This is a genomic window from Pseudarthrobacter sp. P1 (assembly GCF_050156935.1).
Classification (GTDB): domain Bacteria; phylum Actinomycetota; class Actinomycetes; order Actinomycetales; family Micrococcaceae; genus Specibacter.
This window is the reverse complement of sequence record NZ_CP189584.1, coordinates 1,273,371-1,294,527: the sequence shown is the minus strand read 5'-3', so window position 1 is coordinate 1,294,527 and position 21,157 is coordinate 1,273,371. Positions and strand designations below refer to the sequence as shown.

At 67.6% G+C, this 21,157-nt stretch carries 19 protein-coding genes and 1 tRNA gene; 10 read left to right on the top strand and 10 right to left on the bottom strand.

Translation table 11 applies throughout. The annotated features are described in order from the left end of the window. Nucleotide 1: 1 nt before the first annotated feature. On the bottom strand, nucleotides 2-1,444 hold the full coding sequence (locus ACQCSX_RS06145; RefSeq protein ID WP_427015697.1) for an IS1380 family transposase: 1,443 nt from the start codon (nucleotides 1,442-1,444) through the stop codon (nucleotides 2-4). Between the two features lie 128 nt (nucleotides 1,445-1,572). Between ACQCSX_RS06145 and ACQCSX_RS06140 the strand changes: the two genes are divergently transcribed. Then, entirely contained in the window at nucleotides 1,573-1,932 is a 360-nt protein-coding gene (locus ACQCSX_RS06140) for an alanine:cation symporter family protein (protein WP_427018166.1), read from the top strand. Nucleotides 1,933-2,614: 682 nt separating this feature from the next. After that, a complete protein-coding gene (locus ACQCSX_RS06135) occupies nucleotides 2,615-4,606 on the top strand; it encodes a putative transposase (protein ID WP_427018165.1) in 1,992 nt (663 codons plus the stop codon). A gap of 286 nt (nucleotides 4,607-4,892) precedes the next feature. Here ACQCSX_RS06135 and ACQCSX_RS06130 read toward each other — a convergent pair. Continuing rightward, a tRNA-Arg gene (locus ACQCSX_RS06130) sits at nucleotides 4,893-4,968 on the bottom strand. Between the two features lie 269 nt (nucleotides 4,969-5,237). On the opposite strand from ACQCSX_RS06130, the gene ssb reads away from it, so the two are divergent. The 3 genes from ssb to ettA all read left to right on the top strand — a co-directional run bounded on the left by ssb (nucleotide 5,238) and on the right by ettA (nucleotide 8,189). Beyond that, nucleotides 5,238-5,873 (top strand): single-stranded DNA-binding protein, encoded by a 636-nt coding sequence (gene ssb, locus ACQCSX_RS06125; protein ID WP_427018164.1) that lies wholly within the window; start codon nucleotides 5,238-5,240, stop codon nucleotides 5,871-5,873. An 18-nt stretch (nucleotides 5,874-5,891) separates the two neighbouring features. Beyond that, nucleotides 5,892-6,431 carry a DUF6993 domain-containing protein gene (locus ACQCSX_RS06120; RefSeq protein ID WP_427018163.1) on the top strand — a complete coding sequence of 180 codons (540 nt, stop codon included), beginning with the start codon at nucleotides 5,892-5,894 and terminating at the stop codon, nucleotides 6,429-6,431. A gap of 75 nt (nucleotides 6,432-6,506) precedes the next feature. Next, nucleotides 6,507-8,189: an energy-dependent translational throttle protein EttA gene (gene ettA / locus ACQCSX_RS06115; protein WP_427018162.1), complete on the top strand. Its 1,683-nt coding sequence runs from the start codon at nucleotides 6,507-6,509 to the stop codon at nucleotides 8,187-8,189. A gap of 195 nt (nucleotides 8,190-8,384) precedes the next feature. On the opposite strand, the gene ACQCSX_RS06110 is transcribed toward ettA, so the two are convergent. From ACQCSX_RS06110 to ACQCSX_RS06095, 4 genes are all read right to left on the bottom strand, one after another. After that, nucleotides 8,385-9,596: an RNA polymerase sigma factor gene (locus ACQCSX_RS06110; protein ID WP_427018161.1), complete on the bottom strand. Its 1,212-nt coding sequence runs from the start codon at nucleotides 9,594-9,596 to the stop codon at nucleotides 8,385-8,387. A gap of 162 nt (nucleotides 9,597-9,758) precedes the next feature. Beyond that, a complete protein-coding gene (locus tag ACQCSX_RS06105; protein ID WP_427018160.1) occupies nucleotides 9,759-10,136 on the bottom strand; it encodes a YciI family protein in 378 nt (125 codons plus the stop codon). A 137-nt stretch (nucleotides 10,137-10,273) separates the two neighbouring features. Then, nucleotides 10,274-10,948: a DUF2278 family protein gene (locus tag ACQCSX_RS06100; protein ID WP_427018159.1), complete on the bottom strand. Its 675-nt coding sequence runs from the start codon at nucleotides 10,946-10,948 to the stop codon at nucleotides 10,274-10,276. 96 nt (nucleotides 10,949-11,044) lie between these two features. Further along, nucleotides 11,045-11,953 carry an acyl-CoA thioesterase gene (locus ACQCSX_RS06095; protein WP_427018158.1) on the bottom strand — a complete coding sequence of 303 codons (909 nt, stop codon included), beginning with the start codon at nucleotides 11,951-11,953 and terminating at the stop codon, nucleotides 11,045-11,047. Nucleotides 11,954-12,057: 104 nt separating this feature from the next. On the opposite strand from ACQCSX_RS06095, the gene ACQCSX_RS06090 reads away from it, so the two are divergent. The 3 genes from ACQCSX_RS06090 (at nucleotide 12,058) to ACQCSX_RS06080 (ending at nucleotide 14,413) form a co-directional block, all read left to right on the top strand. Next, the gene (locus ACQCSX_RS06090) at nucleotides 12,058-12,564 is read left to right on the top strand and encodes an acyl-CoA thioesterase (protein ID WP_427018157.1); all 507 of its coding nucleotides are present in this window, start codon (nucleotides 12,058-12,060) and stop codon (nucleotides 12,562-12,564) included. Continuing rightward, entirely contained in the window at nucleotides 12,561-13,232 is a 672-nt protein-coding gene (locus ACQCSX_RS06085; RefSeq protein WP_427018156.1) for a hypothetical protein, read from the top strand. Before ACQCSX_RS06090 ends, ACQCSX_RS06085 begins: the two co-directional genes overlap by 4 nt. 512 nt (nucleotides 13,233-13,744) lie before the next feature. Next, a complete protein-coding gene (locus tag ACQCSX_RS06080; RefSeq protein WP_427018155.1) occupies nucleotides 13,745-14,413 on the top strand; it encodes a hypothetical protein in 669 nt (222 codons plus the stop codon). A 74-nt stretch (nucleotides 14,414-14,487) separates the two neighbouring features. On the opposite strand, the gene ACQCSX_RS06075 is transcribed toward ACQCSX_RS06080, so the two are convergent. The 4 genes from ACQCSX_RS06075 to pepN all read right to left on the bottom strand — a co-directional run bounded on the left by ACQCSX_RS06075 (nucleotide 14,488) and on the right by pepN (nucleotide 18,897). Next, entirely contained in the window at nucleotides 14,488-14,997 is a 510-nt protein-coding gene (locus ACQCSX_RS06075) for a globin (RefSeq protein WP_427018154.1), read from the bottom strand. Nucleotides 14,998-15,002: 5 nt separating this feature from the next. Beyond that, on the bottom strand, nucleotides 15,003-15,626 hold the full coding sequence (locus ACQCSX_RS06070; protein WP_427018982.1) for a mechanosensitive ion channel family protein: 624 nt from the start codon (nucleotides 15,624-15,626) through the stop codon (nucleotides 15,003-15,005). 155 nt (nucleotides 15,627-15,781) lie between these two features. Then, entirely contained in the window at nucleotides 15,782-16,252 is a 471-nt protein-coding gene (locus tag ACQCSX_RS06065; protein ID WP_427018153.1) for an OsmC family protein, read from the bottom strand. Nucleotides 16,253-16,335: 83 nt separating this feature from the next. Continuing rightward, nucleotides 16,336-18,897 carry an aminopeptidase N gene (gene pepN / locus ACQCSX_RS06060; RefSeq protein ID WP_427018152.1) on the bottom strand — a complete coding sequence of 854 codons (2,562 nt, stop codon included), beginning with the start codon at nucleotides 18,895-18,897 and terminating at the stop codon, nucleotides 16,336-16,338. A gap of 206 nt (nucleotides 18,898-19,103) precedes the next feature. Here pepN and ACQCSX_RS06055 point away from each other — a divergent pair, with 206 nt between their 5' ends. After that, nucleotides 19,104-20,156 carry a hypothetical protein gene (locus tag ACQCSX_RS06055; protein ID WP_427018151.1) on the top strand — a complete coding sequence of 351 codons (1,053 nt, stop codon included), beginning with the start codon at nucleotides 19,104-19,106 and terminating at the stop codon, nucleotides 20,154-20,156. 12 nt (nucleotides 20,157-20,168) lie between these two features. Then, a complete protein-coding gene (locus ACQCSX_RS06050) occupies nucleotides 20,169-21,128 on the top strand; it encodes a hypothetical protein (protein ID WP_427018150.1) in 960 nt (319 codons plus the stop codon). The last annotated feature ends 29 nt before the right edge of the window (nucleotides 21,129-21,157 follow it).

The window sequence follows — 21,157 nt, the reverse complement described above, 5'->3', positions numbered from 1 at the left end:
GTCAGGCCCGCAGGAGGACCGCGGGGCGGTTCGCGGCTGCGGCGATCCGTTCAATGGCTTCGAGCAGGGCGCTGATCAGGGGTTGCTCCGGCGCGGCGGCGGGCAGCAGCAGGTGGTTCCGGCGGGCGCGGGTGATGATTTTCCCGGCGGTGGCGAAGAGCCGGTAGCGCCAGCGTTTGATGTCCCAGCCCCGTGCTTTGTGGCCGTCGGGCAGGGCGGTGAGCTGGAGCCAGGAGACCAGGTTCGCGGCCAGGACCGCGAGGTTGGCCCAGGCCTGGTTGGCAGCGAAATCGAAGAAGGGGAGCTTTCCGAGCCCGGTGTTCTTTAGGGTTTTGATGCGGTTCTCGGCCCGGCCGCGGGCCCGGTGCCGGGCATCCAGAAAAGGTCCGTGCCAGCGCGGGGAGTTCGTCAGAAACGCTGTCACACGGTGACCGTCGATGTCGAGCAGGGTCGGTGTCGCGCCGGGGTGCAGCGGTTCGGCGCGCAGGAAGATCTTCGTCCCCGGCGGGTAGTCATCGAGCGGGATCACCTGCGTGGCGTTGATGACCCAGGCGTCATCGCGTTCGACCCCGTCCTGGTCCAGGGCCGGTTGCCAGTATTTCTTGTCGTTGATCCAGTCGATCATGTGGGCCTTGCCGACCGGCACCGGGTACGAGGCGGAGAACTGCACGCCCCGCGAATGCAGGTACCAGAGGAACTTCCGGGACGCGCCGGCGCTGTCGGTGCGGACCAGGATCTTCTCCCCGTCCAGTTCCCCGGTCCCACCGTAGAGGGAGTCGGGCAGGACGGCGATGGCGGCCTCGAAGATGCGGATGTGGTCCTCGGCGTTGTTCGCCGTGGCCCCGCCGTGACGCAACAGTACCGCGAGTTCCTCCCCGGTGCCGCTGCCGGCACCGTAATCGAGGCTGGCGGTGAACGGGGCGAATCCGAACCCGCCCTTGTAGTTTCCGGTGGCCTGTTCCTTGTCCGAGTGCGAGGTCACCAAGGTGGCGTCGAGGTCGATGAGCAGCGGGTCCGCGGCCGTCGCCTTCACCGCCGGGCTGCGGTCTCCTGCGGCTTCCCATGCCCGGGTCCGCAGTTCCTTGGCCAGGGTCGAAAAGCCGTAATCGAAGACGTCCGGGTTCTTCACGGTGCGTTCGAAGAACCGGGAGACTGTTGCGTTCGAGGGCACGTTGCCGAACACGCCGGGCTGGGCGCGCAGGATGTCCAGGTCCGAGGCGTGCTCGCCGCCGGCGGCGAGCATCACCGCCAGCGACCCGAGCAGCCTCCCGGGCCGGTGTGAGGCCATCGCGGGGACGAACTGCCCGAGCCGGTCCTCGCACAGGTCCCGGAACCCGAGGGCGTCGATGAATGAGGTCAGGATCCGTCCCCCGGCATGGGAGACCAGCGACTGGCCGGTGAAAGTGACCGGGAGGGACGGGAAGACCTTGGTAGGCTGATGCATCGAAAAGGTGCTCCTTCAAGACACGGAAATAACGGCGTAGACACCCCTATTTTCCCTTGTCAGAGCACCTTTTCGTGTCTTAAACACACCCCTCAGCCCAACCCTGATGAAAACCCCGGGCTAGTGTGATGTTCTACATGTACATGGCTGATACAGGACTGGCTTACATCAAGCGCTGCTTCGGCATCACGTGGAAATGGCCCGGCGTAGTGCTGAAGTTGGGCTTCCTTGCTTGTGTATACGTTGGCAGTGTCACCTCCGCCTCGTTTGCCTGGTCTCTTGGAGATTTGGGGTACGGAGCCATGGCGTGGATCAACGTAGTGGTAATTGTCCTCCTGGCCAAACCCGCACTGCGGGTATTGCGAGACTACGAAAAGCAACGTAAAGCCGGTCTTGACCCTGTCTTTGATGCAGTTACTGCCAAAGTCGACGGGGCTGATTTCTGGGTCCAGGACTCGGTTTCGACTCCAGTGGAAGAACTACGATAAGAAGCGAAGCAGTTGTGCGTGCATCCCCCATACATTGTTGTGAGCGGGTGTGGACCACCCAAACGAAGGGCCTTCCAACGCTGCGGAAACGTAGTGTTGGAAGGCCCTTCGTTGGGCCATTCATTGGGGAAACTAAGCAGCCCAGTCGTCTCCCTGAAGCATCCCGGGAATCATGCCGCCGTTTTGTTGGCGGCGTCGTCGGGTAACGAGCCGATTTGTAGATCATAATAGGTCTGCTCGTATTCCCAGGACGCCGGACTCAGGGCTCTGGACTGGCTGGGTGAAGACCTGGGGTGTTCGTTGATTTTCCGGGGTCTCCCGTCGATGCACGGCTGTTAATTTTGCCCATTTAACGATAAAATAGACATGAGAATCCATTGCGTTTGGAAGGGTGGAATGATGGCTGTCATGACCGCCCAACCGCCCCTGCCCACGGTGATGGTCCCGGCTGCCGTACCGGTGGGATTGGCGGTGTCCCTGGTGGAGGACGACCAGGGCGGGGAAGTCTATATTCGTGGGCAGTTGACGTTTTCCTGGGACGCACCGGATGTGGCGGCGCGCCGGTGGGCGGCGGTAAAGCTTGCCGGCATGCGGGCCGCTTCCGTGGCGGAGATTGCCGCGGCGTTCAGGGTTTCCCCCGGCAACGGTGTGGCAGTGGGGCCAGCTGGCGGCCGAGGGAGGCGTGGCGGCCGTGGCCCAGGGGAAGAAGGGACCGAAGGGCCCGAAGGGCCCGTCCCGGCTCGGCCGGGAGGTGGTCGGCCGGATAGTGGCCCTGCGTGCGCAGCATCGGTCGCTGCGTGCCATCGGCGCGGAGGTGGGGGTCTCGGAATTCAGTGTCCGCCGCGCCCTGAAACTCGCCGCGGACCGGGGCGCAGCGGAAACGGCCGGGACGGCCGGGGCACCAGCGGCTGCGGAACCAGCCGCGCCGGCGCCGGATGCCCGACAGCCGGAATTGCCGATCCTGCCGGCACCTGTGGCCCGCGCCGCCGAACGCGCCGCCGCCGGAGAGCTGGAGGCCGCGTCCCCGGTGTTTGCCGCGGCCGCCCGGGTTCCCCATGCCGGGTTGTTCCTGGCCTTCCCCGCCCTGGAAGCAAGCGGCCTGCTCGAAGGTGCGAAAGCCGTCTACGGGTCGTTGCCCAACGGCTTCTACGGCCTGGAGAGCATCCTGGTGGATGCGGTGCTCCGCGCCCTGGCCGGGGAAGCGCGGGCCGAGGGCGCAACCCGCTTCAACCCGGCGGACCTGGGACGGGTTCTGGGCCTGGACCGCGCCCCGGAAGTGAAGACCATCCGCCGGCGCCTCGGCCAGCTCGCCGAGACCGGCAAGGCACAGGAGCTGATCGCCGCCCTGGCTGCCCACCACCTCACATCCACCGGCCCGGGCGGGGAAAACCTCGCCGCGGTCCTCTACGTTGACGGGCACGTGCGCGCCTACCAGGGCACGAAGAAGATCGGGAAGCTGTACTCGACCCGGTTGAAGTTCCCGGTCCCGGCGACCGAGGAAACCTGGGTCGCCGACGCCCACGGCTCACCCGTGTTCGTGGTCATGGCCGAACCCGGCGCGTCCCTGGCCGGGGAACTCCGAGCCCTCCTGCCCGAACTGCGCACCGCCGTCGGCGACGGGCGGCGGGTGCTGGTGGGTTTTGACCAGGGCGGCTGGTCACCGGCCCTCTTCGCGCACATGGCCGGGGCCGGCTTCGACGTGCTGACCTGGCGCAAGGGCGCGACACCCGACCTTGGGGAGGCCCTGTTCACCGGGGTCGCCCACACCGACGAACACGGGGAAACGAGGACCTGGTTCGCGGCGGACACGCTCGTGGACCTGCCCCTGGCCGCCACGAAGACGACCGGGGAGGTCTTCCAAATGCGTCAGATCAGCCGGATCGTGCCCACCAAAGGTGGCGGGACCCGGCAAATCCACCTCCTGACCACCGACCTGAACCTGAACGCCGGGGAGGCGATCCACCGGCTCGGGGCCAGGTGGCGGCAGGAAAACCAGTTCCGCTACGCCCGCATGCACTTCGACCTTGACTCCCACGACTCCTACGCCGGCACGGACGATGACCCGGAGCGGATGGTCCCCAACCCCGCCAGGGCCCGGGCCTACCAAAAAGTCCTCGCCGCCAGAAAGCACCATGCCGAGGCAGCAGCCGAGGCCGACGCTGCTCTGCTGGCCCTGAAAAACCCGCCGGCAGGGACGAACGAGGTCACGGTCACCAATGCCATGATCAACCAGGCCAAGGCACCCCTCTGGGGGGCCGAAACTGCCCTGACCACCGCGGAGGCAGCCCACCAGCGCCTCCCGCAAAGGGTCCGGCTCGGGGACCTGGCCCCCGGCCAGCAAGTGGCGGACACCGAAACCAAACTCATCACCCACGCCATCCGAATGGCCGCCTACAATGCCGCGATGACCCTCGCGAGGGAAATACGCACCAACACCGGCTACGCCAAAGCCACCAACGAAGCCCACGCGCTCATCCGCCAGGCCTTCCACCAGTCCGGGGACATCGACCCGACCGTTCCCGGCCACCTGACGATTCGCCTGGACCCGCTGCCAACGAAGCGGGCCACCAACGCCATCGCCGAACTCTGCGACCACCTCAGCGCCACCAAGACCCGCTACCCCGGCACCGGGCTCATCCTGCGCTACGCCCTCAAAAACACGACCCAACCCTAAAACCATTAAATCGCCATGTCGGGAGTCCTGGGACCTTCATGTGCCTGGCCATCTAGAAGAAGGCATGATATGGGGCACGTGGAGCCAGGCGCCCGTGACGAGTCTGGGCACTGCGGGGAGAATCAATTACCTGTGGTTGCGGTGACAAGCGATGAAACTGGGTGAGCTGTCAATGAAAAACGTGACCAAGTTTTTGCTGAAAAACGTGAGTAAAACGTGACTTGGCCCCATTTGGACCCTTGCCAGCTCTGACCTGCGGGACATCGCCGCAGGTCAGAGCCATATTTGGTGCCCCGGGCGGGAATCGAACCCACGACCAAGAGATTAGAAGGCTCCTGCTCTATCCGCTGAGCTACCGAGGCATCGGTCCGACCGCAAGCAAGTGCCACTTGCCAAAACGGCAAGCAGCATGAGTTGCCGAACCGGCATTCACTCTATCAACTCGGCAGGGCACTCAAAACATTTGAGCGTGCGGCGGGAATAGCGGCGTCGGCACGGTGTCCTCCACAGCCACCGGGAGCGGTCGAGGGGTCCACATTCGGCCCTCGACGAAGACACAGCGCACCGAATCAGCGCTTTGCTTGAACCATCCATTCGACACCGCGCAAGCGGCTCCAGGGAAGGCAAGCACATGTCAGACAGCATCACGCTCCGCGGCTTTGTGGCCAGCGAAGTCAAACTGCTCACCAGCGATCAGGGGGTTCCGATCGCTTCGTTCGAGCTGGGATCGACGGAACGGAGGCAGGACAAGGCGTCGGGCCAGTGGGTGGACGGCGACATCAGCTGGTACCACGTGTCCACGTTCCGCTACTTGGCCCAGAACACGGCATTCAGCATCAAGAAGGGGGAAAGGGTTCTGGTGACGGGCCGGCTCAAGCTGCGGCACTGGACCAAGAGCGACGGTACTCCTGCGGCATCGCTTGACCTGACAGCCGAGTCGGTGGGCCACGATCTCAACTTCGGCACCGCTGTGTACCAGCGGCAGAACACCCAGCGCCGGGAGGAAGCGGCCCGGTTGGCGTTGGCAGGCCAGGGCCAGAACTATCCAAGGTTCATGGCCGGCGACGCTTCGCAGTACGACGGCGGCAATTCGGAGCCTGACCTGGATGAAGCGTTCGACGGCGGCTACGCCGGCGACGGCCGCGAGGATGCGTCGGCGGGGACCGGCGGAGGCGAAGAGGCCTCTGCCGCGGACGAGGCGGACGAGGGCGACGAGGAAGCCGACCCCCTTACCGGGGAGCTCATCTCCGCCAAACCCGTGTTCTAGCCGTGGCAGAATGGCGAGGTGACCTCGGAACTCCTCCCCGCCCCCGCGCGGAAGCCCATGGCCCGCTTGTCGATGCGTGCCGCGATCGCCGCCGTGGCTGTCGCCGCGGTGGTGGGCCTTGGCGGATGTTCCCTCCTCCCGGGCCAAGGCGGCGGACCCAAGCCCGGGGCCGCCGCACAGGACTCGTCGACCACCCTGCCGGCATTGGGCACTGCCGCTGCTGCGGACAGCACCACACCTGTCACGCCTGCTGACCAGGACACCCCAACGGGCAAGCTCGCGGGGACCGTCCGGGAGGAGCTCAGCAACCTGGCCTCGGCCAGTCCCAAGCCCACGCGCGAGCAAATGAAGCAGGCCATGCTGGCTGCCGGCGTGGTGCCGGAAAACCTGGAAATCTCCATCGGCCAGACCCCCACGGGCCTGGCCGTGGATGCCATAGAAGCAGCTGGCAGGCTGGACAATGATTGCGTGGTGGGCCAGGTGCGTGATGGCCAGCCTACCGTCGTCGTTATGGCTGTGCTGGCCAGCGGCAGGTGCTTTGTGGGGGACCAACACTAGTTCCACCTGCCCACTGTGGCGGATGGTACCTCTGGCGAGTATGAGATATGCACTGCCACCCACTAGCCTTGAAGCATGGCGGAATTTATCTATACGATGACCAAGGCTCGCAAGGCCGTTGGCGAAAAACTAATCCTTGACGACGTCAGCATGTCGTTCTTCCCTGGTGCCAAGATTGGTGTCGTTGGCCCTAACGGTGCCGGTAAGTCCACCATCTTGAAGATCATGGCTGGCCTCGACACTCCCTCCAACGGTGAGGCGCGGCTGAGCCCGGGCTACAGTGTCGGCATCCTGCTGCAGGAGCCGCCGCTGAACGAGGAGAAGACCGTTCTGGGCAACGTCCAGGAGGGTGTTGCCGAGATCCACGGCAAGATTGAGCGTTTCAACGCCATCTCCGAGGAAATGGCCAGCCCCGACGCCGACTTCGACGCACTGCTCGAGGAAATGGGCAAGCTGCAGGAGGCCATCGACGCCGCCGATGCCTGGGACCTTGACTCCCAGCTCGAGCAGGCCATGGACGCACTGCGTTGCCCTCCGGGCGACTCCGACGTCACTGTCCTCTCCGGTGGTGAGCGCCGCCGCGTGGCACTGTGCAAGCTGCTGCTGCAGAAGCCCGACCTGCTGCTGCTCGATGAGCCCACCAACCACTTGGACGCCGAAAGCGTGCTGTGGCTGGAGCAGCACCTGAAGAGCTACGCCGGCGCCGTCCTGGCCGTCACCCACGACCGGTACTTCCTCGACCACGTGGCCGAGTGGATCGCCGAGGTCGACCGCGGCCACCTGTACCCGTACGAGGGCAACTACTCCACCTACCTGGAGAAGAAGCGCGCCCGTCTGGAGGTCCAGGGCAAGAAGGACGCCAAGATGGCCAAGCGTCTGACCGAGGAACTGGACTGGGTCCGCTCCAACGCCAAGGGCCGCCAGACCAAGTCCAAGGCCCGTCTGGCCCGCTACGAGGAGATGGCTGCCGAGGCAGACCGGACCCGCAAGCTTGACTTCGAAGAGATCCAGATCCCGCCGGGACCGCGCCTGGGTGGCGTCGTTCTGGAGGCCACGAACCTGCAGAAGAGCTTCGACGACCGCACGCTGATCGACGGACTGAGCTTCACCCTGCCGCGCAACGGCATCGTGGGCGTCATCGGTCCGAACGGTGTGGGTAAGACCACGCTGTTCAAGACCATCGTGGGCCTTGAGCCGCTCGACGGCGGTGACCTCAAGATCGGTGACTCGGTCAAGATCTCCTACGCGGACCAGAGCCGTGGTGGCATCGACCCGAACAAGACCCTCTGGGAGGTAGTCTCCGACGGTCTGGACTACATCCAGGTGGGCCACGTTGAAATGCCGTCCCGCGCCTATGTTGCCGCCTTCGGCTTCAAGGGGCCGGACCAGCAGAAGAAGGCGGGCGTGCTCTCCGGTGGTGAGCGCAACCGGCTGAACCTGGCACTGACCCTGAAGCAGGGTGGAAACCTCCTGCTCCTTGATGAGCCCACCAACGACCTCGACGTCGAAACCCTCAGCAGCCTGGAGAACGCGCTGCTCGAGTTCCCGGGCTGTGCCGTGGTGGTCTCGCACGATAGGTGGTTCCTGGACCGGGTGTCCACGCACATCCTGGCCTATGAAGGCACCGAGGAGAACCCGGCGAACTGGTACTGGTTCGAGGGCAACTTCGAGTCCTACGAGGAGAACAAGGTGGCCCGCCTGGGTGCCGATGCGGCCCGTCCGCACCGCGTCACGCACCGCCGCCTGACGCGCGACTAGTCCCCACCCGCTCCCTGGCGTCGCTCCGCTCGGTCAGGGTCCCTCGCGGGCGTGGGCCCGCCCACTTGCCGGCCCGGATAATCGCTGGCGCGATTTTCCGGGAACCTGGCAAGCGTGGGCCCATCGTCGGGCCTCATTTGCAGTGCCGGATGGCCGGTCCCTTCTGGGGCCGGCCATCCGGCGTTTGGGGTGGACTTAGCCGCCGATGGCAGACAGCCGTCGTTGGAGGAAGCGCTTGTCGCCCTCCGGCAGCGCAGACGCCAAGGCCTTCCGGTAGTCATCGGCCGCCTCTGCGGTCCTATCGATCCGCCGCAGCAGCTCCGCCCGGGCGGCCCAGACCTGGCCGGCCAATGGTCCCGACGGCGCGGGAAATGCGCCGTCCAGCTCCGCCAGCGCGGCCTCGGGGCCGACGTCGGGGCTCAGACCGCGCGCGATGGCGCGGTTCAGTGCCACGGCCGGTGCCGGCCATACGGCGTACAGGCGCACGTAGAGCCGGGCGATGGCATTCCAATCGGTGGCTTCCCATGTCACAGCGGCGTCGTGCAGCCCCGAGATGCCCGCCTGCAGCGCGAACCGTCCGCCACCTGGAAGCGCCGCCGCAGCCAGGGCCATGCCCTCGGCGATGAGGTCCCGGTCCCACAACGTCCGGTCCGCGTCCTCCAGCCCGACGGGACCGCCGTCGTCGTCCGCTGCGGCACCTTGGCGCGCCTGGGTGAGCAGCATCAGGGCCAGCAGGCCCTGGGTCTCCAGATGGCTGGGCAGCAGGCGCGCCAAATCCCTGCCCAGCGCCATGGCGCTCGCCCGGCGGCCGGATTCCACGGGCCCGGCGACACCATGGCCGAGGGTGAACAGCAGATACACCGTGGTGAGGATGGTGTCGATCCGCGGCAGCAGCCCGGCCGGCGACGATGTGGCCAGTCCCGTAGCGGCGATGCGTTTCTTGGCCCGGGTGAGCCGGGCGGCCAGCGTGGCCTCGGGGATGAGCAGGACGCGCGCGATGTCGGCGGTGCTTTCGCCGCACACGAACCGCAGGGCGACGGCTATGCGGTCCGCCTCGCGCAGCTGTGGCTGGGCCGCCAGCGAGATCAGCAGCAGGCGCTCGTCGCCGGCAAAGGGTGCCTCCTCCGATACCATCTCAATCGCATTCCTTTCAACGGCTTCGTGTGCCAAACGGGGCAGCAGCCGCGTCTGGACCTGGGTTCGGCGCAGGGCATCGACGGCGATCCGGCGAGCGGTGGTGGTGATCCAGGCATCCGGGTTGTAGATGGGGCCCTTGAAGGCCAGGGCCCGGGCAAAGGCCTCCTGGACGCTGTCCTCGGCCAAGGCCAAGTTGGAGGTGTACCGCGCGACGGCGCCCACGATGAGCGGCCAGTCGCGCCGGTACACGTCCTCGATGGTGGGGTCCATGCTCCATTGGTACACCGGGGTTTCGGCGGGTTCAACCAGCGGGCGGTTTCGACAGGCTCAACCACCGGGTGCGTTGGTCGAGCGAAGCCGAGACCCGGTGCCGTGGGCTGGGCGGTTTCGGCAGGCTCAACCAGCGGGGGGTTCGGCTCCCCTTCGCTGCGCTCAACCAGCGGCGTCGGGGTAGTCCGCTTCGGTCATGACCGGGTACAGCTCCACATGTCCGCCGCTGGGGATCATCGCGGCCAGCCCGCGGACCTCGGCGTCGTCGGGCAGTTCCAGCAGGTAGAAGCCGTGGTTGACCTCCTTGGCCTCGGCGAAGGGGCCGTCGGTGAAGGTGGCCGGCCCGCCGTCCGGGCCGGGGGTGATGGCGACGGCGCGGCTGGCATCGAGCCCGCCGGTGAAAACAACCCGCCCCCCGGCGGCTTCGACGGCGGCGGCGAAGGCGGCGTGGGCGGCCATGGTGTCGGTCCACATCTGCTCCGTGACCAGCGCGGGGTCAAACTCGGACTCGCGGATCACGGCGACGTAGTGCTTGGTCATGATGTTCACTCCTTGGGAGCGGCGGCCGGCAAGGGCTGGTGGAATGCGCCAAAGCCGTCCCGCCTGGTTGGCGTTGCACCACTACGACGAACGGGAGGGCCGGAAATCGACACCCGGCCCGGATGGGAATCAAAGAGCTAGGGAATCGGTCTGCCCATATTGTCCGTGGTGTTCGACTGCGTCGCGAACTTGTTGCAGAACGCCCGGTAGGAGCCGTCCGCGAGCTGGAGGATGGTTCCGCCGTCCTGCCAGATGCCGTCCTCGGCGGACCATTCCGACCCCACGGGATCGCCCTGGTTCTGGTGGACGTTGTGGACCCCCAGATTCCCGTCGTGGAAGGGTTCCCCAAAGACAAAGACCCTTTGGGCCTGCGCGATCAGCGGTTCAAGGTCCGCCAGCGCATCCGTGCTCACGCCCGACTTCCAGGGCAGATCCAAGAAGGGCCAGTGGATGTTGGGGAAGGGCGGCAGGAAGCGGTGGAACCAGCCAGGAGGCCGACACCAGCGCCGCCGCCGCAGGTCGGGGTTGCGGATGTAGTCCAGGGCGCCCGAGGCGGCATTCGGCACCAGGACGTGCCAGCCATCGGCCAAGGACTCCACTCCCTTGAGCATGGCAGGCTGCAACGTGACTACCCGCCACTGCACGCCGTTGGCCGTATGTTTGCTGTCGACGTCGATGGCGCAGTGGTAGGTGCCGGCCGGGGTCGCGACCATCAGATTGGCATGGTAGTACTGCCCATAGTTGTTGACCGGGTCGCGGTAGTAGCTCTGGCGTGTCCCGGCCACCACCCCGTAGCCATAGTTCAGCGGCATGATGCACCCCCTGCGATGGCGTCCCGGCCCGGGGCGCGACTGCCTAAATGCTACGCCCGCCCCGCGGGGGCGTCCATGGCCGGAAGGCCGCGGGCCTCAGCTGACCCCCGGGGTCCCCTCGGGGATGCGGATCATGCCCTCCTGCGCCACGGACGCCACCAGGTTGCCCTCGCGGTCAAAGAACCGGCCGGTGTTCAGGCCGCGGGCGCCGGAGGCGCTGGGCGACTCCGCCACATACAGCAGCCACTCGTCCACGCGCACCGGGCGGTGCCACCACATGGCGTGGTCCAGGCTGGCAATGCTCAACCCGGGCGTGGTCCAGCTGATGCCGTGGCGGCGCAGCGAGGGCTCCAGCAGGGTGTAGTCGCTGGCGTAGGCCAGGGCGGCACGGTGCAGGTTCTGGTCCGCCGGCATCGGCCCGACGGTTTTGATCCACACGGCCTGGTGGGCGGTGTGGGTTCCGTCTACGGTCAGGTAGATGCTGCTGGAAATGTGCCGGATGTCGAAGGGCCGCCCGAACGCCCACGCCTGCGCCACGGGGTGGTCCAACCCGCCCAGCACCTCGGCCGCACTCGGCACGGACTCGGGGTCGGGGACATCCATCGGCATCGGGTCCTGGTGCTCAATGCCGATGTCGGGCGTTTGGAACGAGGCAATCATGGACAGGATCGGAGCGCCGTCCTGGTAGGCGTGGCTGCGCCGGGCCGAGAAGGACCGGCCGTCGCGCAGCCGCTGGACACCAAAGGTGATGGGTTCGCGCGCGTCGCCCGGCCGCAGGAAATAGCCGTGCATTGAATGCACCGGCCTGTCTGGCTCGACGGTCCGGATGGCGGCGATCAGGGCCTGCGCCAAGACCTGGCCGCCGAACACCCGGTTGCTGCCCGGGTTCGGCTCGGACGTGCCCACGTACAGATCTTCATCGGTCTGCGCGCCGTCCGCATCGCTGAGGTCCAGCAGCGAGAGCAGCGATTCCATGGGGTCCCGCCGTGCGGATAAATCGTTCATGATGTGACTCTATGTGGCCCGGAGCCATGGTTCAAACAGTGGGCCAGACGCCGGCGCACAGCTCCCGGCTTGGTGGCCCACCGCGGCTTTGAGAGGATGGGGCCATGGCAACAGTGATCCAAATTCCCTTGCAGATCCGCTTCGGCGACATTGACTCCTACAGGCACGTGAACAACGTGGTCTATCTGCAGTATCTGGAGGATGCCCGCGTCCAGCTCACGCACACGCCGCTGGCCGGTGCCGCGGGGGCAGGGGCCAATGCACTGGAAACCTTCCATGACTTGGTTGGTCCGGAGCTCTTCACGCTGGTGGGCCGCAACGAGATCGAGTACCTGCTGCCGCTGGAATTCCGCCCCACGCCGGTGTTCGTCAACATCTGGGTCACCAAGGTGGGCGGTTCCAGCTTCGAATTTGGCTACTCGGTGGCCGAGGCCGACGGCGGAAAAGTGTACGCGCTGGCCGCGACATCCATGGTGCTGGTCAACCGCAGCTCGGGCCGCCCGGTCCGGCTGACCCAGGCGCAGCGGCATGCCCTGGAAACGTGGTCGGGCGAGCCGGTGCCCTTCCGGCGCCGCGCCGCGGCCGACGCCTCCCTGGCCGGTGCCCTGTGAACGGGCCCGCAACGGCGGCGGCCGTCCTGACTCTTGCCGATCCCGGCACCGCGGCCGATCTGCGCACCTTTGTCACCCGGGCCCGGACCGCCGACGACGGCGCCATCCGGCTCCAGGGCTCCGGCACCGTGCTCGCCGCCTATGTCTGCGTGATGCGCCCCAAGTTGTTGGGCGAGGGGACCCCCACGATCCTGGGCCTGCGCACCATGGGCCTGGCGGTGCCGTCGGACCTGGACGTCACCGTCAGCCTGGCCTCCGTGGCCGACCGGCTGGCGCGCATGGCGCCGGACGACGTCGACCTGCCCGTTCCGCCGATGACCGTCAACGAGTCCTGGGCCGGCATCGGTGCACCGCGCGGCGGCTGGGAGCGGCTGGCCGAGGTCAGCGCCGAGACGCTGATCGCCGCCGCCAAGGACGGCGTGCGCGAGGTGGCGCAGATCATTCCGGTCAATCCGGGCCAGATGATCGTCAACAATGCCCGAGCCGCCGTCTGGGGCCGCCCGATGGCGGACCTGCCGGGCAGCCTGCCCGCCGGTGCGGCGTTTGCGGCCTATGCGCTGGGCTTTGTGGCCCCGGGGGAGGACGCCGTGCTGTTTGGCTCGCACCGCTGGCTGCGCCTGAGCACCGCGCGCGGGCACATCCTGGTCCGTCCGCCGTCGATCCTCTAGCCTTCGGGTAGAAATGAACACGATTGCCGCCGGTGAACATGCGACCACATGGTCCCCGGCGGCAATCGTATTCGCGGGGTGCGTCCCTGCACCGGCGCCCTAGGCCGGACGTTGTCCACACGCTGGCGATGCGCCCGCCCCCGGCCGACCAAGTGGTGGAAGTCTCGGACCATGGGACTTCCTCCTCTGATCATGTGCAGCGATCGTGCCGGTATTGGCCAGGATCCCCGCTCCCTGGCGCGGCGGGAGCGAACGCGCGAACTCACGCGGGTGCAGTCGGGCGCCTATGTAGCCTCCTCCCGAGCGTGGGAGCCGTTGGGGCCGCGCGAGCGGTACGGCCTGCGCGTTATGGCCTTCGACCGCTCGACGGCGGCCGCCCCGGTGTTCTGCCGGGAACCGCGGCGCTGCTCTGGGGGCTGTGGACGGTTGGAACGCCGTCCACCGTGCACATTGCCTTGGACTACCGTGGCGGTGGTAGGAGTTGGAACGACGTCCGCGTCCATGCCGGCGACGTGTCCACCCATGTGGCCCAGTTCGGCACCCTGCTGGGCACGGGCAAGCTCAGGACCACCATCGAGCTCATCTCCACGCTGCCGTTCATGTATGCGGTGGCTGTCTGCGATTCGGCCAGGCGGAAGCCGCCGCAGGGAAAACCCGCGGTGGATCCAAGCCCGGGCACGGAACCGCGATGGAGCCACGATGTGCCGCTGGGCCGCCCCTTGACGGTGGCGGAACTGGAATCGGAGGCCATGGAACTGCCGTCCCAGGCGAAGCGGAACCGGGCCCTCGGGATCATTGATTTCAGCTCTGACAAGTCGGGGTCGGCCGGAGAGTCAATCAGCCGGGCCAAGATGCACCTGGCGGGATTCCCGGCGCCGGAGCTGCAGCATAGCTTCGATCTTCGCGACGGCAGCACCGCATTGGCGGACTTCTGGTTTCCTGCCCAGCGGATCGCCGGGGAATTCGACGGCGAGGGCAAGTACCTTCGGAAGGACTGGGGCAAGGGCCTGGATGTGGCGCAGCGTGTTCTGGCCGAAAAGAAGCGGGAGAATGCCATCCGCGCGCAGGGCGTCTCCTTTGCGCGGTGGGATTGGAAGGACCTGATGGCAACGGGCGCCATCGAGGCCATCCTGCGGGAGGCAGGCCTCATGCCCGAGCATCGCCGTCGACCCCTCAGGTAGAAATGAAGACGATCCCCGCCTGGGAACATATGGTCGCATGTTCCCAGGCGGGGATCGTCTTCGAAAGTGAAAAACTAGCCGCCGGAATTCACCAGCGAGTGGGCGGCGCGCTCCAGATAGTCCCACAGCGTGGCCTCATGCAGCGGCGAGAGCTCCACGGCGTCGACGGCGGCACGCATGTGCACCAGCCAGCGGTCGCGGGCCGCGGGCGTGACGGCAAAGGGCATGTGCCGCATGCGCAGGCGCGGGTGGCCGCGTTCCTCCAGGTAGGTGCGTGGTCCGCCCCAGTACTGCTCCAGGAACATGGTCATCCGGCGCTCGGCCGGGGCCAGGTCCTCGTCGGGGTACATCGGGCGCAGGATCTCATCGGTCGCGATGCCCTCGTAGAAGACGTGCACCAGCTTGGCAAAGGTCCCGTGCCCGCCGACGGCGTCGTAGAACGTTTCGGTGATGCCTGTTGACTCGGGTGCGGCTGCCGGTGCAGCGGCCTGGGCCACGGGGATCAGCCGGGCCAGCGGTGCGCCAAAGCGGGACGGAATGGGCGTGCCGTCCTCGGCCGGGGGAGTCTGGTTGGTCTGGGTCATAAATACTATTCTCCAGCTTCCTGCAGGACGGGGCGGCGCTCGCCCTCGGTGCCGGCGTCGTCGTCGGGCTCGGTGTCGGCCTCCGGGTCCACGTAGTTGCCTTGCGAACGGTTGCCCACGCGCAGGATCTCACCGTTGCGCAGGTACCAGATGGCACCGTCGTTGGCGCGGACGCGCGTGATGCGCAGGCCCACGGATTCCACCACGCCGACCACATCGCTGGTCTCGATGATGTCGCCGATGCCGTACTGGTCCTCGATGGTGATGAAGATGCCAGCCAGGAAATCGCGGATCAGCTGCTGGCAGCCGAAACCGATGGCGATACCCAAGATTCCGATGCTGGTCAGCAGCGGGGCAACGTTGAACTCAAAGGCGAGCAGGACGTAGAAGCCCACCACCACAACCACACCGACGCTCACCACGGAGTTCAGCAGTGAGCCGATGGTTTCGGCGCGTTGGACCCGGCGTTCGGTCTCCAGGGTCCGCAGCACGGGGTGGGCCCACTTGAAGTATGAATTCTGGGTGAGGGGCGTGCCGTTCTGGGCGCGTTTGACCACACGGGCGATCAATTGGTGGAGCACCAGCCAGATGACGAATCCGATGACCATGATGATGGCCGCATCGAGCATGTGCTGCCAGAAATAATCCAGGGCGTCGGGAACGTCCACGGCCAGGTCAGTCTTGAGGGGCAGTTGAAAGAGGGTGTTTTGTAGGGCCATCACGCCATCAACCCTAGCGCCGCTTCCTGAAGGCCCGCTCAGAGCTGGTTTTGGGCCGATCCCGCTTAGACGGACACCTGCGGCTCGTGCAGCACGGGGAAGTTGACCGAGCGGGCGATGAAGCACATCTGCGAGGCCTCGTGGTGCAGGCTGGCGGCCAGCTCCAGCTGGGACGGGTCGGTGATGGTCAGCTGCGGGCGCAGGGTGGCGCTGCTGAACTGCCCGCTGCCATCCGGATTGAGCACCATGGTGGCGCTGGCGCTGTCCTGGTACTTGGTGACGGTGATGCCGTGGTTCACGGCCACGTGCAGGTAGGAGAGCATGTGGCACTGCGCCAGGGCCGTGAGCAGCAGCTGCTCCGGGTTCCAGCGGTCCCGGTCGCCGTGGAAGGTGGGGTCGGCGGAGCCCAGCAGGGTCGGCAGGCCGATGGCCGTGACGGAGTGGTCGCGCCCGTAGGCCTTGTAGCTGGAGGTTCCGGTGCCGCGGTTGCCGGTCCAGAACACTGTGACGTCATAGTGGTGTTCGTTGATGCGCATGGCGCCAGCTTAGCGGGACGTCCGGGGGTCTCGACGGGCTCGTTCACTGGAGACGAGCCCGCCGAGACCCGGGGCCGGGTTCGCTAGGCGTCGGCGGCCTGGGCCTTCAGGGCGCGGACCACGCCGTCGCGGCTTTCGAGCACCAGGCGCCGCAGCGCGGGGGTCTCATCGCCCAGCTCGGCCAGGAAGGCATCCGTGGCGTCAACGGTGCTTTGCGCGACCAGCAGCACCGGGTAGAGGCCCGTGACGATGGACGCGCTGGTCTCGTGCGACTTCTCGGCCCAGACCGTGCGGATGGAGCCGAAATACTTGGCCACATAGGGTTCCAGCAGCCCGGTGTCCCAGACGCGGGTGAAGCCGGTGATGGCCGCACGCTGGGCGGCGTTGGGCATGTCGCCACCAACGACGACGGCGTCCCAGACGGCCGCCTTCGCCTCGGCCGTGGGGATGGCCGCCGATGCTGCCGCCGCGGCGAGCTGGCCGGTCTGCGTGCGGTCGCGGGCCAGCTCGTCGTCGATGGCCGGCTGCGCGAGGCGGCCACCGGCCACCAGCGAGGCCAGCAGCTCCCAGCGCAGGTCCTGGTCCACGGCCAGGCCGTCGAGTTCAGCGGTGCCGCCCAGCAGGGCAGCGACGTCGTCCAGCTGGCCGTCCGTCTGGGCCAGGGCCGCAAAAGACTTCAGGAACTGCAGCTGGTTGTCCGAGCCGGCGTCGGCGGCCTTGGCCAGCGTCCACAGCGAATCGGCGGCGCCGATGCCCGTGGCCTTCTGGTGCTCGGGCGCCACATAGAACGACAGCGCGGCGGCCAGCTGGCGCAGCAGCACCGTGACCACCGTGGAATCGGATTCGGTGGCAATGTGCGCCAGAACCAGATCCACGTACGCGCGGGCAGGGGTCTCGCCGTCGCGGGCGGCATCCCAGGCCGAGGCCCAGACCAGCGTGCGCGGCAGCGACCCGGCAATGTCCTTCAGGTGCGCCGTGGCGGTGGCCAGCGACACCTCGTCCAGGCGGATCTTGGCGTAGGCGAGGTCGTCGTCGTTCAGCAGCACCAGCGCCGGCCGGGGGAGGCCCACCAGCGCCGGCACGTCGGTCACGGCGCCGTCGATGTCCAGCTCCACGCGGTGCGTGCGGACCAGGCGGCCGGCGTTCTCGCCGTCGGCGGCCAGGTTGTAGAAGCCGATCGCCGCGCGGTGCGGGCGGAGGGTGGGGTACTCGGTCACGGCGGACTGGTGGACGGCAAAGGAGGTGATGGCGCCGTCGTCGTCCACGGCAATCTCCGGCGTGAAGGTGTTCACACCGGCGGTCTCCAGCCAGAGGGCCGACCACGCCTTCAAGTCGCGGCCGCTGGCGGCCTCCAGCTCAACGAGCAGGTCCACCAGCTCCGTGTTCCCCCAGGAGTGCTTGGCGAAGTAGGTGCGCACGCCGGCCATGAACTCCGCCTGGCCCACCCAGGCCACCAGCTGGCGCAGCACCGAGGCGCCCTTGGCGTAGGTGATGCCGTCGAAGTTGACCTGGACGTCCTCGAGGTCGCGGATCTCGGCGGTGATGGGGTGCGTGGTCGGGAGCTGGTCCTGCCGGTAGGCCCAGCCCTTCTCCAGCGAGGAGAAGGTGGTCCAGGCGCTCGTGAAGCGGGTGTTCTCCGCCGCGGCCAGATGCGACATGAACTCGGCGAAGGACTCGTTGAGCCAGAGGTCGTTCCACCAGCGCATGGTCACCAGGTCGCCAAACCACATGTGGGCCAGCTCGTGCAGGATGGTGATGGCGCGGCGCTCAACGGTGGCCTCGGTGACCTTGGAGCGGAACACATAGCTCTCCAGGAAGGTCACCGCGCCGGCGTTCTCCATGGCGCCCGCGTTGAACTCCGGGACGAAGAGCTGGTCATACTTGCTGAACGGGTACGGGGTGCCGAACTGGGCCTCGAAGAACCCAAAGCCCTGGCGGGTCAGCTCAAAGACGTTCTCCGCGTCCATGTACTGCATCAGCGACTTGCGGGCAAAGACGCCCAACGGGATGGTGCGCCCGTCGGAGCTGGTGAGCTCGCTGCGGACGCTCTGGTACGGACCGGCGACCAGGGCGGTGATGTAGCTGGAGATCGGCGCCGTGGGCTCAAAGTGCCAGGTGGAGCGGGCCGTGCCGTCGACGCTGTCGGCGGACTCCGGGGCCGGCGTGGCGGAGTTGGAGATGACATCCCAGTGCGAGGGCGCGGTGACGTGGAAGGTGAACGGAGCCTTCAGATCGGGCTGCTCGAAGACGGCAAACATGCGCCGGCTGTCGGGCACCTCAAACTGGGTGTAGAGGTAGACCTCGTTGTCCACCGGGTCCACAAAGCGGTGCAGGCCCTCCCCGGTGTTCATGAACAGGGCATCGGCGACGACGGTGAGGACGTTGTGTGCGGCGAGGTTGGGCAGCTGGATGCGGACGCCGTCGGACACCTCGGCGGGATCCAGCGCGGCGCCGTTGAGGGTCACCGAGTGCACGGCGGCGGTGACGGCGTCAATGAACGACGACGACCCCTGGGTGGCGGTGAAGGCCACGGTGGTGGTGGACCGAAAGGTCTTCTCCGACGGCGTGAGGTTCAGGGTGACGTCGTAGGATTCGACGCCGATCAGGGCGGCGCGCTCGGCGGCTTCGGCGCGCGTCAGGTTCATGCCTGGCAAGGTATTTCCTCCGGTGGAAGTGTCGGATGAAGGGTGCGGGAGGGCCCCGCGGCAACGTGAAAGCATTCTTTCACGTCTTGGCGTGGTCCACGTTACACCGGTGTCCACACAGCCCGCGCAGCCGGTTGATGTTGTCCCCGGCTTGCGAGAGGCTGGAGGCGTACAGCAGTCACCGGGATCGATGGCAGGAAGTGGCAGTGGGCATGAAGAGCCGGATGGACAATGGCGGCGGACCCTGGCTGGATCTGGGACCACGGGACCGGCGGTGGTTGGCAGTGCTGGCCGCCGTCCCCGTGCTGGCTGCACTGGGGGTGGCCGGGTGGGCGCTGGCCATCAGCTCCCGGCTGCCCGATCCCTTGGCCACGCACTGGGGGCACGACGGCGTGGACGGCTACAGCCCGCTGTGGCTGTTCGTGCTGATCACCGTTGTCCTGGCGGGCGGTTCCGGCACCATGATCGTGTCCCTGGCGGTGGCCTCTGCCGGGCAGAGCCGCACGATGGCCCGGGCGGGCGCAGCGGGAGGCATGGGATTCGGCCTGGCCGTCACGGGCGTGTGCGCCGCGGCGATCGCCGGACAGCAGGATCTGTCCTCGGGCTCCGCCGCCGTGATCGATGCCCCCACCCTGCTGGGCTGGCTCAGCGCCGCCGCACTGGCCACTGTGCTTGTTGCCGTTGGCTTCCGGCCGGACACCCCCACACGCACCGTCCAGTCCATTGAGGCGGGGCCCGCCGAGCTGGCCCGGGCCAAGTCACTGGCCGCCGCCGGCACTGAGCTGGTGGTCCAACTGCAAGGCGGGGGCGGCATGCGCCTGCTGGCGGTGCTGGTGGGGCTGGCCGTGGGACTCAGCCTGGCCGCCGTCGAGCTGTGGCTGGCCGTGGCCGCCATCCCGGTGGCAGGCCTGGTCCTGGTCTTTTCCCGCGGCACCGTGCGCATCGGCCCCGAGGGGATGACCGTGCTGGCCAGCGGCTTTTGGCGGGTCATCACCGTCAAGACGGCCGACGTCCGCGGCGCGGAATCGCTGATGGTCCGCCCCCTTGACTACGGTGGCTGGGGCTACCGGACCACCGGGGGCGCCGTCGCCTTTCTCACCGCCGCCGGCCCCGCCGTGTCGGTCCTCTTGCCCTTTGCCCAGCGTGTGGTGGTCTCCGCCCCCAGCCCCGCCGACGCCGCCACGATGGCCGCGCTGCTGGAGTTCTACGCCGGCGCCGCCCATGCCTCGGCGGGGACGCGGCATGGCGGGGGTGCCTGAGGGGAGCGAAGGGTGTTGGACCAACCGCTGCGCAGCCCGCTGGACAAACGGGCCCTGCGCTTTGCCATCGGCTTCCCGCTGGCGCTCGCGCTGGCCTTCTTCGCCGCGGGCTTCACCTTCCACAACGAGGTGCCGCAGGGGGTGGTCCTGCCCACCGGCGGCTACCCGCTGGCTCTGCCCGCCTACCTGGCCGTGGGGGCCGGGGCCATCGCGCTCGCAGGTGTGGGGATCTCCAGCCAGGGGGCCCGCACCGTGCTGCCGCGGCTGCTGCGGCGGATCGTCATGGGCGCGGGCATGTCCATCCAGCTCACGATTGCCGCCCTGTTTGCCTCGGCCCTGGCCGCGCAGGCCGGCACGTCCGAGGCCCCCAGCCAGCGCCTGGACGCCACGGTGCTGGCGATGGGCAGCGGTGCGGCGGTTGCCCTGGGCGTGACGCTGGCCATGAGCTTCAAGCCCGATGAACAGTGGACCCGGGCCGACGACGCCGAGCTGGGCCGCGTCCTGGATCCGGCGCTGGCGGCCGACAGCGTGGAGTACTGGGTGCATCCGCGCAGTTCGGTGGTCATCATGATCCTGCTGCTGGGCATCCTGCCCGCCATGTTCCTGGGGCTGCTCAGTCCGTGGCTCGGGGTGGCCAGCGTGGCCGCCGCACTCATTGCCATCGGTGCGCTGAGTGCGCTGGTCACCGCAGACCGCTCCGGCGTGAAGGTCCGGCTGGCCGGGCTGCTGCCCGTCATGGGCGCGGCCTGCGTGGACATGGACGCCGCCGTCGCGCTCAATGTCTCGGCCGGCAGGCATGGCGGCTGGGGGCTGCGCCACCACAGCGGCTCCGCCTCGTTCCTGGCCGCCTCGGGGGCCGCCGTCGTCGTCCGGCTCAACGACAGCACCAGCCTGGTCATTGGCGCCCCCAACCTTGACACGGCGGACGTGCTGGAGGCGCTGCTGAACCGTCGCGCAGGCAAACGGCCCTGACCGGTGCCGGTAGGCTTGGAAGCGGTATT

Excerpts from the sequence above, each read along its gene's own strand:
- ACQCSX_RS06145 (WP_427015697.1), bottom strand. The coding sequence starts at position 1,444 with ATGCATCAGCCTACCAAGGTCTTCCCGTCCCTCCCGGTCACTTTCACC.
- ACQCSX_RS06140 (WP_427018166.1), top strand. The coding sequence starts at position 1,573 with ATGTTCTACATGTACATGGCTGATACAGGACTGGCTTACATCAAGCGC.
- ssb (WP_427018164.1), top strand. The coding sequence starts at position 5,238 with ATGTCAGACAGCATCACGCTCCGCGGCTTTGTGGCCAGCGAAGTCAAA.
- ettA (WP_427018162.1), top strand. The coding sequence starts at position 6,507 with ATGGCGGAATTTATCTATACGATGACCAAGGCTCGCAAGGCCGTTGGC.
- ACQCSX_RS06110 (WP_427018161.1), bottom strand. The coding sequence starts at position 9,596 with ATGGACCCCACCATCGAGGACGTGTACCGGCGCGACTGGCCGCTCATC.
- ACQCSX_RS06105 (WP_427018160.1), bottom strand. The coding sequence starts at position 10,136 with ATGACCAAGCACTACGTCGCCGTGATCCGCGAGTCCGAGTTTGACCCC.
- ACQCSX_RS06100 (WP_427018159.1), bottom strand. The coding sequence starts at position 10,948 with ATGCCGCTGAACTATGGCTACGGGGTGGTGGCCGGGACACGCCAGAGC.
- ACQCSX_RS06095 (WP_427018158.1), bottom strand. The coding sequence starts at position 11,953 with ATGAACGATTTATCCGCACGGCGGGACCCCATGGAATCGCTGCTCTCG.
- ACQCSX_RS06090 (WP_427018157.1), top strand. The coding sequence starts at position 12,058 with ATGGCAACAGTGATCCAAATTCCCTTGCAGATCCGCTTCGGCGACATT.
- ACQCSX_RS06075 (WP_427018154.1), bottom strand. The coding sequence starts at position 14,997 with ATGACCCAGACCAACCAGACTCCCCCGGCCGAGGACGGCACGCCCATT.
- ACQCSX_RS06070 (WP_427018982.1), bottom strand. The coding sequence starts at position 15,626 with ATGCTCGATGCGGCCATCATCATGGTCATCGGATTCGTCATCTGGCTG.
- ACQCSX_RS06065 (WP_427018153.1), bottom strand. The coding sequence starts at position 16,252 with ATGCGCATCAACGAACACCACTATGACGTCACAGTGTTCTGGACCGGC.
- pepN (WP_427018152.1), bottom strand. The coding sequence starts at position 18,897 with ATGAACCTGACGCGCGCCGAAGCCGCCGAGCGCGCCGCCCTGATCGGC.